Annotated in this window: 15 protein-coding genes; 8 read left to right on the plus strand and 7 right to left on the minus strand. The window is 58.0% G+C overall.

All coding sequences use genetic code 11. The annotated features are described in order from the left end of the window. Positions 1 to 230 precede the first annotated feature (230 nt). Complete coding sequence (gene pabB / locus ACA044_RS20660; RefSeq protein ID WP_497443039.1) at positions 231 to 1,574, plus strand: aminodeoxychorismate synthase component I; 1,344 nt, start codon at positions 231 to 233, stop codon at positions 1,572 to 1,574. A 152-nt stretch (positions 1,575 to 1,726) separates the two neighbouring features. On the opposite strand, the gene thrH is transcribed toward pabB, so the two are convergent. Next, entirely contained in the window at positions 1,727 to 2,344 is a 618-nt protein-coding gene (gene thrH, locus ACA044_RS20665) for a bifunctional phosphoserine phosphatase/homoserine phosphotransferase ThrH (protein ID WP_497443040.1), read from the minus strand. A gap of 173 nt (positions 2,345 to 2,517) precedes the next feature. Between thrH and ACA044_RS20670 the strand changes: the two genes are divergently transcribed. Continuing rightward, positions 2,518 to 3,258: a phosphoadenylyl-sulfate reductase gene (locus ACA044_RS20670; protein WP_008074131.1), complete on the plus strand. Its 741-nt coding sequence runs from the start codon at positions 2,518 to 2,520 to the stop codon at positions 3,256 to 3,258. Positions 3,259 to 3,294: 36 nt separating this feature from the next. On the opposite strand, the gene ACA044_RS20675 is transcribed toward ACA044_RS20670, so the two are convergent. After that, positions 3,295 to 3,582, minus strand: coding sequence for a hypothetical protein (locus ACA044_RS20675; RefSeq protein ID WP_497443041.1), 288 nt, complete (start codon positions 3,580 to 3,582; stop codon positions 3,295 to 3,297). Between the two features lie 62 nt (positions 3,583 to 3,644). Between ACA044_RS20675 and ACA044_RS20680 the strand changes: the two genes are divergently transcribed. Next, positions 3,645 to 4,373: an aspartate/glutamate racemase family protein gene (locus ACA044_RS20680; protein ID WP_497443042.1), complete on the plus strand. Its 729-nt coding sequence runs from the start codon at positions 3,645 to 3,647 to the stop codon at positions 4,371 to 4,373. A gap of 132 nt (positions 4,374 to 4,505) precedes the next feature. Here ACA044_RS20680 and ACA044_RS20685 read toward each other — a convergent pair whose 3' ends face one another. Continuing rightward, positions 4,506 to 5,429, minus strand: a complete 924-nt coding sequence (locus ACA044_RS20685; protein WP_497443043.1) for a LysR family transcriptional regulator — start codon at positions 5,427 to 5,429, stop codon at positions 4,506 to 4,508. 124 nt (positions 5,430 to 5,553) lie between these two features. On the opposite strand from ACA044_RS20685, the gene ACA044_RS20690 reads away from it, so the two are divergent. After that, positions 5,554 to 6,300, plus strand: a complete 747-nt coding sequence (locus ACA044_RS20690) for a 3-oxoacyl-ACP reductase family protein (RefSeq protein WP_497443044.1) — start codon at positions 5,554 to 5,556, stop codon at positions 6,298 to 6,300. Between the two features lie 184 nt (positions 6,301 to 6,484). Here ACA044_RS20690 and ACA044_RS20695 read toward each other — a convergent pair whose 3' ends face one another. Next, positions 6,485 to 7,180 carry an HAD-IA family hydrolase gene (locus ACA044_RS20695; protein WP_497443045.1) on the minus strand — a complete coding sequence of 232 codons (696 nt, stop codon included), beginning with the start codon at positions 7,178 to 7,180 and terminating at the stop codon, positions 6,485 to 6,487. 263 nt (positions 7,181 to 7,443) lie between these two features. Between ACA044_RS20695 and ACA044_RS20700 the strand changes: the two genes are divergently transcribed. From ACA044_RS20700 to ACA044_RS20715, 4 genes are all read left to right on the plus strand, one after another. Further along, complete coding sequence (locus ACA044_RS20700) at positions 7,444 to 12,312, plus strand: RHS repeat-associated core domain-containing protein (protein ID WP_497443046.1); 4,869 nt, start codon at positions 7,444 to 7,446, stop codon at positions 12,310 to 12,312. 2 nt (positions 12,313 to 12,314) lie between these two features. Continuing rightward, on the plus strand, positions 12,315 to 12,737 hold the full coding sequence (locus ACA044_RS20705; RefSeq protein ID WP_497443047.1) for a hypothetical protein: 423 nt from the start codon (positions 12,315 to 12,317) through the stop codon (positions 12,735 to 12,737). Positions 12,738 to 12,814: 77 nt separating this feature from the next. Beyond that, positions 12,815 to 13,273, plus strand: a complete 459-nt coding sequence (locus tag ACA044_RS20710; RefSeq protein ID WP_497443048.1) for a hypothetical protein — start codon at positions 12,815 to 12,817, stop codon at positions 13,271 to 13,273. 122 nt (positions 13,274 to 13,395) lie between these two features. Next, the gene (locus ACA044_RS20715) at positions 13,396 to 13,794 is read left to right on the plus strand and encodes a hypothetical protein (protein WP_497443049.1); all 399 of its coding nucleotides are present in this window, start codon (positions 13,396 to 13,398) and stop codon (positions 13,792 to 13,794) included. A gap of 96 nt (positions 13,795 to 13,890) precedes the next feature. On the opposite strand, the gene ACA044_RS20720 is transcribed toward ACA044_RS20715, so the two are convergent. From ACA044_RS20720 to ACA044_RS20730, 3 genes are all read right to left on the minus strand, one after another. Continuing rightward, the gene (locus ACA044_RS20720; protein ID WP_497443050.1) at positions 13,891 to 14,256 is read right to left on the minus strand and encodes a hypothetical protein; all 366 of its coding nucleotides are present in this window, start codon (positions 14,254 to 14,256) and stop codon (positions 13,891 to 13,893) included. A gap of 102 nt (positions 14,257 to 14,358) precedes the next feature. After that, positions 14,359 to 14,574, minus strand: coding sequence for a hypothetical protein (locus ACA044_RS20725; RefSeq protein WP_497443051.1), 216 nt, complete (start codon positions 14,572 to 14,574; stop codon positions 14,359 to 14,361). 103 nt (positions 14,575 to 14,677) lie between these two features. Beyond that, positions 14,678 to 14,848 (minus strand): hypothetical protein, encoded by a 171-nt coding sequence (locus ACA044_RS20730; RefSeq protein WP_497443052.1) that lies wholly within the window; start codon positions 14,846 to 14,848, stop codon positions 14,678 to 14,680. Between the last annotated feature and the right edge of the window lie 32 nt (positions 14,849 to 14,880).

Consider the following 14,880-nt stretch of genomic DNA (forward strand, 5'->3'; position numbering starts at 1 on the left):
GCTTGCCCCCGTTGGGTTGCGCAGCAACCCCAAGTCATTCTCCCCCCGTACATCAGATAGCCCGCACCAGCCGGTTTTACGACTGCTGCGCAGCCGAACGGGGGCAAGCCCCCTCGCCACAGGTCTTGCGCAGCCGCTTTCAACCTTCCAATCCCCGACATCCCCCTAGGAGCAAATCCTGCAGAGGACTACAATCGCTCCCCCGCCTCGATGGCTGATCTGCCCCGCCCATGTTGACCTGTTCCGTACACCCGCTGCCCTATCGTGCCAACCCCGCCGAGTACTTCGCGGCGATTCGTCATGCCCCCGGTGCCGTGCTGCTCGACAGCGGCCGGCCGAGCGCCGAGCGCGGGCGTTATGACCTGCTCAGCGCCTGGCCACTGGAACAATTGGCCGTGTTACCGGATGAAAGCGGCAGCCATTTCCTGCAACGCCTTCGCGACCACCTGACGCGACTCGGTAACGCGGCCCTGCCTGCGTCCTGTGACCTGCCCTTCGCTGGCGGCCTGATCGGCTATCTGAGCTACGACTTCGGCCGACATCTGGAAAACCTGCCGAGCCAGGCGCAGGACGACCTGCAATTGCCCGACGCACGTTTCGGGCTCTACGATTGGGCACTGATCAGCGATCACCATCTGGCCACCAGTCAACTGGTGTTCCACCCGACGTTGATCGACAGCGAACGACAGCGGCTGATCAAACTGTTCACTCAGCCAGCTCCCCAGAAAATCGAGCCTTTCAAACTGAACGGTCCGATGAATGCAGACCTGAGCGCCGACGACTATCGACAAGCCTTGGAACGCATTCAGCAGTACATCCAGGCTGGCGACTGCTATCAGGTCAACTTCGCCCAGCGCTTTCGCGCCCAATACCAGGGCGATCCGTGGGCCGCGTACTGCGCGTTGCGGGCAGCGTGCCCGACACCGTTTTCCGGCTTCCAGCGCCTGCCCAACGGCGACGCGGTACTGAGCCTATCGCCAGAGCGTTTCGTCAAAGTCAGCGAACGCCACGTTGAAACCCGTCCGATCAAAGGCACCCGCCCCCGCGGCCTGACGGCTGCCGAAGATGCCGCGAACGCCGCCGAGCTGCTGGCCAGCCCCAAGGACCGCGCGGAAAACCTGATGATTGTCGACCTGCTGCGCAACGATCTGGGTCGCACCTGCCGTATCGGCTCAGTGCGGGTGCCTGAGTTGTTCAGTCTGGAAAGCTACCCGAACGTGCATCACTTGGTGAGCAGCGTTACCGGCGAGCTGGCGGATGGCAAGGATGCGCTGGATTTGATCGCCGGCAGCTTCCCCGGCGGCTCGATTACCGGCGCACCGAAGATTCGTGCCATGCAAATCATTGATGAATTGGAACCGACCCGTCGCGGGTTGTACTGCGGTTCATTGCTGTACCTGGACGTGCGCGGCGAGATGGACAGCTCCATCGCCATTCGCAGCTTGCTGGTCAAGGATGGGCAGGTGTGTTGCTGGGGTGGCGGCGGGATCGTGGCGGATTCGGATTGGCGGGAGGAATATCAGGAGTCGATTACCAAGGTGAAGGTGTTGCTCGATACCTTGCAAGGCCTCTGATGTCAGGCTTCTGTGGCGAGGGGGCTTGCCCCCGTTGGGGTGCGAAGCGCCCCCAAAACCCGACACCGCGAATTTTCAAATAGACCGCATGCACCGGTTTACGACTGCTTCGCAGCCGAACGGGGGCAAGCCCCCTCGCCACAATGTTGTGTTTACAAACTCAAGGCCCTATTCGAAGCCTTGAGGAACTCCTGCTTCAACTCGGCAAAGCTGTGCACCGCCGGGAATTGTGGAAATTCACGAATCACATTGTCCGGTGCATGGAACAGAATCCCGGCATCCGCCTCGCCCAGCATCGTGGTGTCGTTGTAGGAATCCCCTGCCGCAATCACCCGGTAGTAGAGGCTCTTGAACGCCAACACCGATTGACGCTTGGGATCTTTCTGACGCAACTGATAACCCGTGACCCGACCGGCATCGTCAGTGATCAAGCGATGGCAAAGCAACGTCGGGAAGCCCAGTTGGCGCATCAGCGGCTGGGAAAATTCGTAAAAGGTGTCCGACAGAATCACCACCTGAAAGCGCTCACGCAGCCAGTCGACGAACTCGCTGGCGCCTTCCAGAGGCTTGAGCGTGGCGATCACTTCCTGGATGTCGGAAAGCTTCAGGCCGTGCTCGTCGAGAATCCGCAGGCGCTGCTTCATCAACACGTCGTAGTCGGGAATGTCCCGAGTGGTGGCCCTGAGGGAGTCGATCCCGGTTTTTTCGGCAAAGGCGATCCAGATTTCCGGGACCAGCACACCTTCAAGATCCAGACAGGCAATTTCCACAAGACACTCCCATTTTGTACTGTTTATTGAGTCGAGCGAGCAAAAGGACTGCCGAACTCTAGCGACTCGCCCTCCTCTGTGCAACGCAGAGGGCGCACCAGCCGCCGCAGGATTTTGTTACCATCGGAGCATATAGAGCGCCCAGCGCCACCGACCTGTAGGAAGCCGCCCTGATGAGCCCATCGTTCGATGTCGTGGAACTCGCCACGACCTATGCCAACAAATCCGCTCAGGACATCCTGAAACTCGCGTTCGCCGAGTTCGGCGATGACCTGTGGATATCTTTCAGTGGTGCCGAGGATGTGGTGCTGGTGGACATGGCCTGGAAGCTGAACAAAAACGTCAAAGTGTTCAGCCTCGACACCGGCCGCTTGCACCCCGAGACCTACCGCTTCATCGAACAGGTGCGCGAGCACTACAAGATCGATATCGAAGTGGTGTCGCCGGACTACACCAAACTCGAACCTTTCGTGAAGGAAAAGGGCCTGTTCAGCTTCTACAAGGACGGCCATGGCGAGTGCTGCGGCATCCGCAAGATCGAGCCGCTGCGTCGCAAGCTGTCCGGCGTGACCGCCTGGGCCACCGGCCAGCGTCGAGACCAGAGCCCGGGCACCCGCAGCGCGGTCGCGGTGCTGGAAATCGACACCGCGTTCTCCACCCCGGAACGCACCCTGTACAAATTCAACCCGCTGGCACAGATGACCAGCGAAGAGATCTGGGGCTACATCCGCATGCTGGAGCTGCCGTACAACAGCCTGCATGAGCGGGGGTTCATCAGCATTGGCTGCGAGCCTTGCACCCGCCCGGTGCTGCCAAACCAGCATGAGCGCGAAGGTCGTTGGTGGTGGGAAGAAGCCACGCAGAAAGAATGCGGGCTGCATGCGGGCAATATCATCAGCAAATCCAAAGCTTAAAAGATCGCAGCCTGCGGCAGCTCCTACAGATGAGCACTATTCCCCTGTAGGAGCTGGCGAAGCCTGCGATCCTTTGATCTTAAAAAATGTGTACACAGAAATGTCACCATAAGCGCCATGTTTGTGTGCACTTTTAATTTCATCACTCCAAAAAGTTACATCCCCTTCTCCTGACTTCCTCAGTCGATCATTCTCAGAAAACTGCCATCGAAATAGCTGATTGGCGCCAGGATTGCAGGGATGCTCTACCTGATCATCGCCAAACGGCAGCCTTACTACACAGATGTCAGTGGTGAAGCCATCGCGGTCGATAACGTCAGCCATTGATCCCCGGGCGGCCCGGCAACGTCGGGCCGCAGAACCATCTCGCTATAAAAGGACCTCCCATGCGAATTCTCGTGGTCAACGTCAACACCACCGAATCCATTACACAGGCCATCGCCCGTCAGGCTCAATCCGTGGCCTCGCCTGGCACGGAAATCATCGGCCTGACCCCGCATTTCGGCGCCGACTCCATCGAGGGCAATTTCGAAAGCTACCTGGCCGCCATTGCGGTGATGGATCGGGTCATGTCCTACGATCAGCCCTTTGATGCGGTGATTCAGGCCGGTTACGGCGAACACGGCCGCGAAGGTTTGCAGGAGTTGCTCAACGTGCCGGTAGTGGACATCACCGATGCCGGCGCCAGCACCGCGATGTTCCTTGGCCATGCCTACTCGGTGGTCACCACCCTGGACCGCACTGTGCCGCTGATCGAGGATCGCCTCAAACTGTCAGGCCTCTGGGACCGTTGTGCGTCGGTGCGGGCCAGCGGGCTGGCGGTGTTGGAGCTGGAATCCGATCCAGAGCGTGCGCTGGAGGCGATTGTTCGGCAGGCGGAACTGGCGGTGCTCGAGGATAAGGCCGAGGTGATCTGCCTGGGCTGCGGCGGCATGGCCGGGCTGGATGAGCAGATTCGTCAGCGCACCGGCGTGCCGGTGGTGGATGGGGTGACTGCTGCGGTGACCATTGCCGAATCGCTGGTGCGGTTGGGGTTGTCGACGTCGAAAGTGCGGACGTATGCGACGCCTCGGCCGAAGAACATTATTGGTTGGCCGGGGCGGTTTGGGCGGTAGACCGCGTTATCGTTCATCGCGGGCAAGCCACGCTCCCACAGGTTTTGAGTCGTATCATAATGATATAAACGACACAAAATCTGTGGGAGCGTGGCTTGCCCGCGATAGCCGCACCTCGGTCTTAAGCCAGGTTCAAAGCGCACTAAACCGCTGCCCCAACCCCTGCTCCGCAAACTGCTCAATGATGAAATCGACAAACGCCCGGGTCTTGCCCGGCAGCAGTTTGTGTTCGGCGTAATAGATGGAGATGTTGCCGTCGTCGACATACCAGTCGGGTAACACCCGCAGCAACGTCCCGGCGTCCAGATAGCCCACGGCGAACGGCATGCTCACCAACGCGATGCCCAACCCCTGGGCCGCGGTGGCGCAGGCGGCCTCCGAATCACTCATGGTCATCCGCGCCTTGAGCGTCAGCGGGCTGTGTTGCCGGGTGCGGCTGGTCAACTGCCAGGAACGCACACGCCCCGTCTGCGGCGACCGTATCAAGATGCCGTCGTGGTGCTTGAGATCGTCGGGCTCGACGATCGCCTCGTGCTTCGCCAGGTACTCGGCTGAAGCCACCAACACCCGATGGGCGGGCGTCAGCTTGCGCGCCACCACGCCCTGGGGCAGCTCGAATCCGCCACCAATCGCCGCATCGAATCCCTGGCCGATCAGGTCGACCTGGCGGTTATCGAAATGCCAATCCGGGTTGATCGCCGGAAAACGCCGTAAAAACTCTCCCAGCAACGGCACGATGTACAAGCACCCGAACACGGTGCCCATGCTGACTTTCAACGTGCCAGCGGGACGCCCTTCAGCGCTGGCGAGGTTGGCCACGGCATTCTGGATCGTGTGCAGGCTGGTGCTGACTTCGCCGAGAAACAGCTGGCCCGCCTCGGTCAGCGTCAGGCTGCGCGTGCTGCGCTGGAACAGCCGCACACCCAGTCGCGCCTCTAGCTTGGCGACGCTCTTGCCCACCGCTGCCGGCGTCAGGCTCAAGCGTCGCGCGGCTTCGGCGAAGCTGCCGACCTCGGCGCTGCGCACGAAGCATTCGATACTGCTGAAGGTTTCCATAGGCGCCACTATAAACTTCTGGTTTACACAGACTATAGCAACGACGGTCTACCCGGAGGGTCATGCGCAGCCGATACTCGACTCCAACAACAAGGCAGCCCGCCTTGAATTTCTGGAGATCGACATGACCACTCAACACCTCAGCGGTAAAGTAGCTCTGATTCAAGGTGGTTCACGCGGCATCGGCGCTGCCATCGTCAAACGCCTGGCCGCCGAAGGCGCTACCGTCGCCTTCACTTACGTCAGCTCCACCACCAAAGCCGAAGCGCTGCAAAACAGCATCACTACCTCAGGCGGCAAAGCCTTGGCCATCAAGGCCGACAGCGCCGATGCCGTCGCCATTCGCCATGCCGTTAACGCCACCGTCGAAGCCTTTGGGCGCCTGGACATCCTGGTCAACAACGCAGGCGTTCTGGCCGTCGCACCGCTGGAAGACTTCACACTCGAAGACTTCGACCAGACCCTGGCCATCAACGTACGCAGCGTGTTCATCGCCACCCAGGAAGCGGCCAAATATATGACCGAAGGCGGTCGCATCATCAACATCGGCAGCACCAATGCCGAGCGCATGCCCTTCGCCGGTGGTGGTCCGTACGCCATGAGCAAATCGGCGCTGGTCGGCCTGACCAAAGGCCTGGCCCGCGACCTCGGCCCACGGGGCATCACCATCAACAACGTGCAACCGGGTCCGGTCGACACCGATATGAACCCGGCCAGCGGCGACTTCGCCGACAGCCTGATCCCGCTGATGGCCGTGGGTCGTTACGGCAAAGTGGAAGAAATCGCCAGCTTCGTCGCTTATCTTGTCGGTCCCGAAGCCGGCTATATCACCGGGGCCAGCCTGACCATCGACGGTGGTTTCGGCGCCTGATGCAGGTCACTGTGGGAGCGGGCTTATGTGGCGAGGGGGCTTGCCCCCGTTTGGGCGCGAAGCTCCCCTGAAACCAGTCACAGCGGTCTTGAATTAGAAAGTGGTTACCTGTTTTACGACTGCTTCGCAGTCGGACGGGGGCAAGCCCCCTCGCCACACAAGCCCGCTCCCACATTTACCGGCGTTAAGCCCACTCGAGCGCCGGCAAACCACAGGCACTGGGCTTGAACGCCTTCAGCGTACGAAGAATGCCGTCGGCGTGTGCGTACTTTTCGTCGGCCATCGCCGCATCCGGGATCGCAATTGCTGTCATTCCCGCCGCTTTCGCTGCGGTGACGCCGAACGGTGAATCCTCGAACACCAGACAATCCTCGGGCGCGACACCCAGGCGTCGCGCCGCTGTCAGGAAAATATCCGGCGCCGGTTTAGCCGCGCCCACTTCCGGGTCGTCAGCAGTGACGATGAAGTCGAACAGCGCGAACCAGTCGCGGTGCAAGGTGGTTTTCTGGCCGAACGATTGACGCGACGAACTGGTGCCCACCGCAATAGGAACATTGTTGGCTTTCAAGTGCCGCACCAGCTCTTCTGCGCCGGGCATCGCCAGCGCTGTTGGAAAACGCTCGCGCATCAGCGGCTCGCGGATCACCAGAAACTCTTCGGCGGTAATCGGCAGGTCCAGCGCCTCGACCACATAGCGCGCCAGGTCACCCGCGCCACGGCCGATGATGTTCTGCTTGACGCTCCAGTCGAAGGTCCGGCCGTAACGCTCGGCAATGATGGAGGTGACCTCGGTGTAAATGCCCTCGGTGTCCAGCAGCAAGCCGTCCATATCGAAAATCACGGCCTTTATCGGGCCGAACTCATCCAAGGGTGCATTCATCGCATCTGATCCGTTTTCTCATGACATCCCAGGAGCGGCTCAGGCACGACCGGGTCCGTGATGGATTAAAGGGTTCAGCAGCATAGCGAGCACGGTTGGCAGAGAGCAACGGGCAATGCCTGGCGGATACAAAAATCCGGGTCGAGGCGCCCGCGATGATTTAGCGATTTTCCCTACACCAAACGCCTCCTTTCCCGACTTCTTTCCTCGCTGATCCCCCGCAAAGTCTCGCGCTCCCAATTGATCAGCGCGAGGGATTGCGAATGTTCGAACCTGACAAGGTCCTGGCCTTGAACAATGCCATCGGCCTGCTGGTGGTCGCCGCCATGAACCCCGAGCAGCCGGACGTCGAAGCGCTGCTCGGTGATTTTCGACTCTGCCTCAACAACTACGAGGCCTGGGCGGAAAACTTCTGGACCGGTGGGGCGCTGAATGTCGAGCAAGTGTTCAAGGTCGGCAACGAAGTCCGGCTCAGCGCGCCGAAGAACTCCACCGCCCCTGTCAGCTCGACGCTCGCCATGTGCCCTGCCAGCGGTCCGTTGACTCTGGTGCACCTGTTTGAAGCCGCGCGTTTCGTACCGATAGGCGATACGCCGGTGATGCTTGAGCCGGTTATCTCGCAGCGTAACGGCGAATTGACGTTCGGTGAGCCCGTCCACGAAACCATCGGCCCCAGCGGCATCCTCGAAATTCCCGAATGCTGGCGCGGCCAGCGCTATCGCATCACCTTCTTTCCCAATGTTTCTGCTGATCACGTCAAAGCCCTCTATGCCTCCTATCAAGGCGTGATCGGCGAGCTGGAAGGCTGGTTGCGCAACGAATGGACAAGCGAATTCCAGCCTTTGTGGGCAGGTTTTTCCGAGGCAGGGTTCACCCAGCGCTACGGCCTGCTGCAACAGGCCGACTGGCGCGGCTTCGAGCATTCGCTGCACGGTTTGTGGGATGACGTGAAGCAGGTCTACGCCTTGGTGGCAGACCTGCAAACCAACAGCGAAAAGCTTCTCGAATACCTGACTCAAGGCGAACTTGAAACGTTGCTGAATGCGTCGGCTGAAGCCATCGCCAATGTGCTGCTGATGTTGAGCGATGAGCCGTTGATGTTCATCCATCTCGCAGCCTTCACCAGTTGGCTGAGGATGTTGCCGCCGCAGTACATCGCCGAAGTCGTGGCGCAAATTCGCACAGAACTATTGATCAGTTTCCTGCTGGTGCGACTCATCGGTCCTACGGGCCTGAAGCTCGGCATGAGCGCCAAAGTACTGGGCAAGATCAAGTCCCAGCGGGCTCGGCAGTGGTTGGCGGCGGCCAGTTTGCGCCTGGCCGAACTGACGGCCAAATCCGACCTTTCAGCCCACGCTGGCGCGCTCAAACCGCTCGTGGTCGGCGCGCGACATGCATCGCTGAAACCTGCACCGACGGTTCCGTTACAGATCAGCGCCGGCGGCTCTCCAGTTGTGCAGGTAAATAATCCGGTTGCCATTGCTCGCGACAAGTCCGCAGCCATGACCCGGCTGGGCCGTCACGAACCTCACGACGATGTACCGAGTCAGGCGAAAAATCCCAACGGCGACAGCGCCGATGCGGCGGATAAAACCGCGACCAACGGCTGCCCGGTGTCGATGGTCAACGGCGAAGAACTGCTGACCCTGAGCGACGGTTCGCTGGATGGGCTACTGCCGTTTGCCTTCACCCGGCTGTACCGCACCAGCGCGGTGGAGATCGATTGCGGGCTGGGCCGGGGCTGGAGCCATTCGCTCGCCCATCGGCTGGAAATCGATGGCGACACCGTCATCTGGATCGACCATGAAAACCGTCGCACCACGTTTGCGCTGCCGGGCGTCGAGCGTCCGGCAATTCATAACAGCCTCTCGCGCGCGGCGATTTACCTCGGGAACGAGCCGGATGAGTTGATTCTCGCCTTGGCCGGCGAGACGAGCCGGTTCTACCACTTTCGAGAGGGTCGCTTGAAGGCGATCAGCGACGCCTACAACAACCGCCTCCACATCACCCGCGACCGTCAGGATCGCATTCAACGCCTCGATAACGGCGCGGGCCGTTCGCTGCTGTTGCGCTACGAGCGCAGGCACCTCGTCGCCGTCGAATACCAGTCGTTTCACCCCAGCGATGATCCGAGTGAAACCTGGCGTACAGAGCAGACGCTGGTTTTCTATCGCTACGACGCCCGCCAACGCTTGATCGAAGCGACCAACGCCGCCGGTGAAAGCGAGCGTTACGACTACGACGATCAACACGTGGTCTTGCAGCGGCAGCTAGCCGGGGGGGCGAGTTTCTTCTGGGAGTGGGAACGGTCTGGCAAGGCGGCCCGGTGCGTGCGGCATTGGGCGTCGTTTGCGCAGATGGACGCGCGCTATGTCTGGGATGACCAGGGCAGCGTCACGGTCCGGAACATCGACGGCAGCGAAGAGGTTTACGTCCACGACGACCGGGCACGGCTGGTGCGCAAGGTCGGGTTGGATGGCGGTGAACAGCTCAAGGCCTATGACGAGCAAGGCCGATTGGTGGCCGAGCAGGATCCGCTCGGGGCCGTCACTGAATACCGTTACGACGATGTCGGACGGTTGGTGGCACTGATTCCGCCGGAAGACGAACCGACGGCCTACGAGTATCGCAACGGTTTCCTGCAGGCGCGTTATCGCGGCAAAGTGGTGTGGACCTACCGGCGCAATGCCCAGGGGGAAGTCACTGAAGCGACCGATCCCGACGGGAACGTCACTCACTATCACTACGACGAACAAGGCCGGCTGCTGTCGATCCGCTACCCGGACACCAGCCGGCATGTGTTCGTCTGGAACGCCTTGGGGCAGTTGCTTGATGAGACCTTGCCGGACGGTGGGCGGCGGCGCTTTTCCTACGACGCATTGGGGCGGCAGACGACTCGCCAAGACGAACACGGTGCCGTCACCCAGTACCAATGGGACGCCGTCGGCCGCCTGATCCAGACGACGCTGCCTACCGGCGCCAGTCGCGCCTTCAGCTACAACGCCTACGGCAAGATCACCGCCGAACGGGATGAACTGGGGCGCATCACCCGTTACGAATACGCCGACGATCTGCATCTGGTCAGCCGCCGGATCAATCCCGACGGCACCCAGCTCAAGTACCGCTACGACAACGCGCAGCTGTTGCTGACGGAAATCGAAAACGAATCCGGTGAAAAATATCGGCTGGACTACACGCCCAACGGATTGATCCGACAGGAAACCGGTTTCGACGGTCGCCGCACTGCCTACGCCTATGACCTCAACGGTCAGTTGCTGGAGAAAACCGAGTTCGGCGATGACGGCTCGCAGCTGGTTACGGCTTATGAGCGGGACTCGGCCGGACGGTTGCTAACCAAAACCCTGCCCGACGGCATCAAGGTCGAGTACTGCTACGACTCGCTGGGCCGACTGACCAGCGTCGACGACGGTCACGATCATCCGCTGGAATTTGAGTACGACCAGCAGGACCGGCTGATCACCGAGCATCAGGGCTGGGGCACCTTGCGTTATGGCTACGACGCTTGCGGCCAGCTCAACCGCCTGCGCCTGCCGGATGGCAGCAAACTCGACTATCACCACGCCAAGGGTGGCGCGCTGACGGCCATTGATCTCAATGGCACACGCCTCACCACTCACCAGTTCGCCTTCGGCCGCGAACAGCAACGCCAACAGGGTCTGCTGCTCAGCGAATACGCCTACGATGACCAGGGCCGACTGAAAGCTCACGCTGTCAGCCAACAGCAACAACCACTGTATCGCCGCGACTATGCCTACAGCCTCAACGGCAATCTCGACCACATCGCCGACACCCGCCACGGCCAGCGCAGCTACCAGTACGACCCGCTCAACCGCCTGACCCGCGTCCGCCACACCCGCGACCAACAGCCGGAAAGCTTTGCCCACGACCCGTCCGGCAACCTGCTGATGCAGGATCGCCCCGGCCCGACGATCGTCAAAGGCAACCGCCTGCTCACGCAGGGTGACCGTCATTACGACTACGACGCCTTCGGTAACCTCATCCGCGAACGTCGTGGCGCCGCGCAGAAACTGGTCACTGAGTACCGTTACGACTGCCAGCACCGATTGGTCGGCGTCACTACTCCGGACGGCCGTTGCGCCAGTTACCGCTACGACGCCTTCGGCCGCCGCATTGCCAAAACCGTCGATGGCAAAACCACCGAGTTCTTCTGGCAGGGCGACAATCTCGTCGCTGAAAGCTGCCGCGAGCACTACCGCAGCTACATCTACGAACCCGGCAGCTTTCGCCCGTTGGCCATGCTCGATGGCAAAGGTCCGAAAAAGGCCTGCCCGTTCTACTACCAACTCGACCACCTCGGCACACCGCAAGAACTCACCGACTACAGCGGCGACATCATCTGGGCCGCCCGATACACCGCCTATGGCCGTCTCACCCGCCTCAACCGCGACACCCACCAGGTCCTCGATCAGCCGCTGCGCTTCCAAGGGCAGTATTTCGACGCGGAAACCGGCCTGCATTACAACCGGCATCGTTACTACAATCCGGATGTTGGACGGTATTTGACCCCGGATCCGAGCAAGTTGGCGGGTGGGTTAAACGGCTATCAGTACACGCGGAACCCGACGGGGTGGGTTGATCCGTTGGGGTTGAGTGAGTGCCCTGGAGGGGATGGGTGTAAGAAGCCATCGTTTGGGGATGAGGATCCGACGGGGAAGGCTAGGGTTGATGAGGGGGAGCCCGGAACCCCAAATCCAAAACGAGAGAACTATTATTTGTACCGTGGTGACGACCGAGAACCATGGGAAATTTTTGAGGCAGGATTTGAACCCTTGGGAGACAGTACAGATCTGTACATGCACGCATTGGATAACAGAAGCCCTCCTAGTTATTTTGTCAGCACTTCGACAAGCGAAAATGAGGCAAAAAAATTTGCCACAGGCTACTGGCTTGCCGACGGCTATGTATATGTACTGAAAAACATTAGCGGAATCGATGTAAATAAAGAACTTGGCATGATGTCACCACATCGGCGTGAGGTTGAGATAGCGTTCCCAGGAGGAATAAAAAATCACGACATCGTCGGCGTCACCCCCGTCCATGATGATGGTAGCTATAAGGGCTACTCAATACCCAACCCTTTCAGGAAGTAATCATGAACAAAATAGAAATACTAATAAATAATCATGGGATCGTAGAAACGGCCACAATCGAATGCGACAGAAAGAAACCAACACTCACATTCACGATGCAAAATGGTTTAAAAAAAGTTTATACCGCCTATGACCTTTACGTATGCTTTGGCATGTTAAGAGCCGACTACCCTGAGATAAAATTTCTGTGCAAAGGAGCCAAGTTAAATGTTCATCCTTCACGAATGTCCTCCCAGATGTCTAGCGGCTTAGTCGCATACGAACTTAAACTTGGAAAACCTAGCGAAGAAGAGGACATCGTACGAATTTTCGACTACGAAGACAAAAATATCACTAGCGATATTGAGGAGCAAAAAACCTTCTATAAAAACTGGATCGAGTCATTGATTACTACAACGCCAAAAAAACCTGAAGATAACACCTAGTAAAACAACCGACAACATAGAACATTCAGCCATACAGTCGATCACACCTAATAAATCTGACAACTAGAGCAAACATAATGAAACATCACATAAAACTACAACTCGGGCATACCATTGAAACTGCAACCCTTGAAGAGCATTTCAGCTCACTGACATTCACAATGAAAAATGGATTCAGAAAAACCTACACCGACCATGACCTGTATTTATGCCTGGCACAAATCCGACGAGACTTCCCTGAAATAAAATTTCTTTGCAAAGGAGCAAAACTTAATGTATTCCCTTCACGAATGTGCTCCCAGATGAGCAACGGAGCTGTTGCTTATGAGATGACACTGGGAGAAACAGCATCGCGTGACAATATTGTTCACATTTTTGATTTTGAGGACAAAAACATTACCAATGACATTTCCGAACAAGTAAATTTTTACAACCAATGGATAAACCATTTTCATACGAGACAACTAACCCAGCAAGAATCCAGATCCAACCTAAAGAGACACTACATATTTAGCCCACTCAAAAAACAAGTCTAACAGAGTACAAAAAAGCAACCCAAAACAAAAACCAACAGAAAAAATTTCTCGGCGCCACACCCAACAATACTAATGACCGCCCACCAGACCACACATTTTTTAATCTGAACAGGAAATAGGACTTGGGCAGCGTAGAAATTACGATAATCAAAAATTACGAGCGTCAATCCGCTGAGCTTCTCTGTAATTCAGAAAACGTAACCATTACTTTCGTCATGAAAAATGGATATCGAAAATCATACGCAGGTGATAATTTCTACATTTGCTTGGGCCATATTAGGCAAGACCATAGCAATGTAACTTTCTTGTGCAAAGGAGCAAAAATAAACGTACACCCCTCCAGCATGTCCTCGCAGATGTCGCTTGGGGTAAAAGCATATGAACTCACATTAGGTAAATATGCATCAAGGAGTGACCTGGTAAATATCTTTGACTATGAAGAAAACGATCTTACGAACGATCCGCAGGTTCAGAGAGACTTCTTTATGCGCTGGATTGAGTCAGATATTGCAGAGGAGTAACGAGTCGAGAAAAGAGGTCAGGAAACCTGGATTTCCTGTGAAAAATATCGAAGCCCAGCTCGACGCTGGGCTCAGCTCTACAGTAAAAAATCTGACTTAGCCGCCAGAACCACCGGCTTTACCTCCACCTTCCGCTCCACCACCGGTCTCATCTATCTCAAAATCACCTGACTCTCCAGACCCACTTCCAGAACCACTCCCCATCGAACTTCCACCGCTCATCGACCCACTTCCCTCCCCCGGGCGGCTACTACTCCCGTTGGCATCGCCGCCATTCCCACCACCAATGGTGTCCGGTGGCGGCGCCTTCCCACCAGAAGTACCTGCATTCATTTCCGAGTAGGGCGGCATCCCGCCCTTGTCGACCGGCGCATCGCGGCCAGTAGATTGGGCAAACGCCACCAATGAACTGATCGACAATAGGCCGACCATCGTTAGCGCCGTCAATTTTGATCTGATCATGGCGCACCTCCTATAAAAGAGTGCTTTACCTGATCTCTGGCAGCGATCGCTTTTTAAAGGTGCCGCGCAATCGACAAACGGCGCTGCATCGCTGCCCAGGTTTCAGCTCGGTTCGCCCGAGGCGTCATCCCCGGCAATGTCCGGGTCTTCGGGGTCGGCTTCCACATCACCGCGCTTCACATCATCGGAGGGCACCTGCTCAACACCCGTGTCGTCATCGTCGGGTGGGCGCTGATCGCGACTCAGGGGGTTGGTGGGTGAAGGCAGCGGATACTCGGGGGTATCGTCGATATCGGAGTCTTTCGGATCAGCGTTCATAACGCACCTCTCAATGGACCTGAAAAGCAGATCCTGACCTTTCGAGGGCAACACGATAGACGCGGTTCGATTAGAGGGACGATCGGTCGGCACGACCGCAAAATCACTCGTCGTCTTCCTCGTCGTATTCGTCGTACTCGCAATTGCCCACGTCGCCTGCGTCATCGGCATCGTTGAGCGGCACCGTGGCGTCGTCCATCAGAGACCCCGGATCTTCGTTGCCAGGATCGTTGATCGGGCCTTCTTCTTCCTTGTCTTCGGTTTCTGGAGTCATGGCATGCCTCACAACGTTCAGGGGTGTATGAC

Source organism: Pseudomonas sp. LBUM1673 (assembly GCF_059695645.1).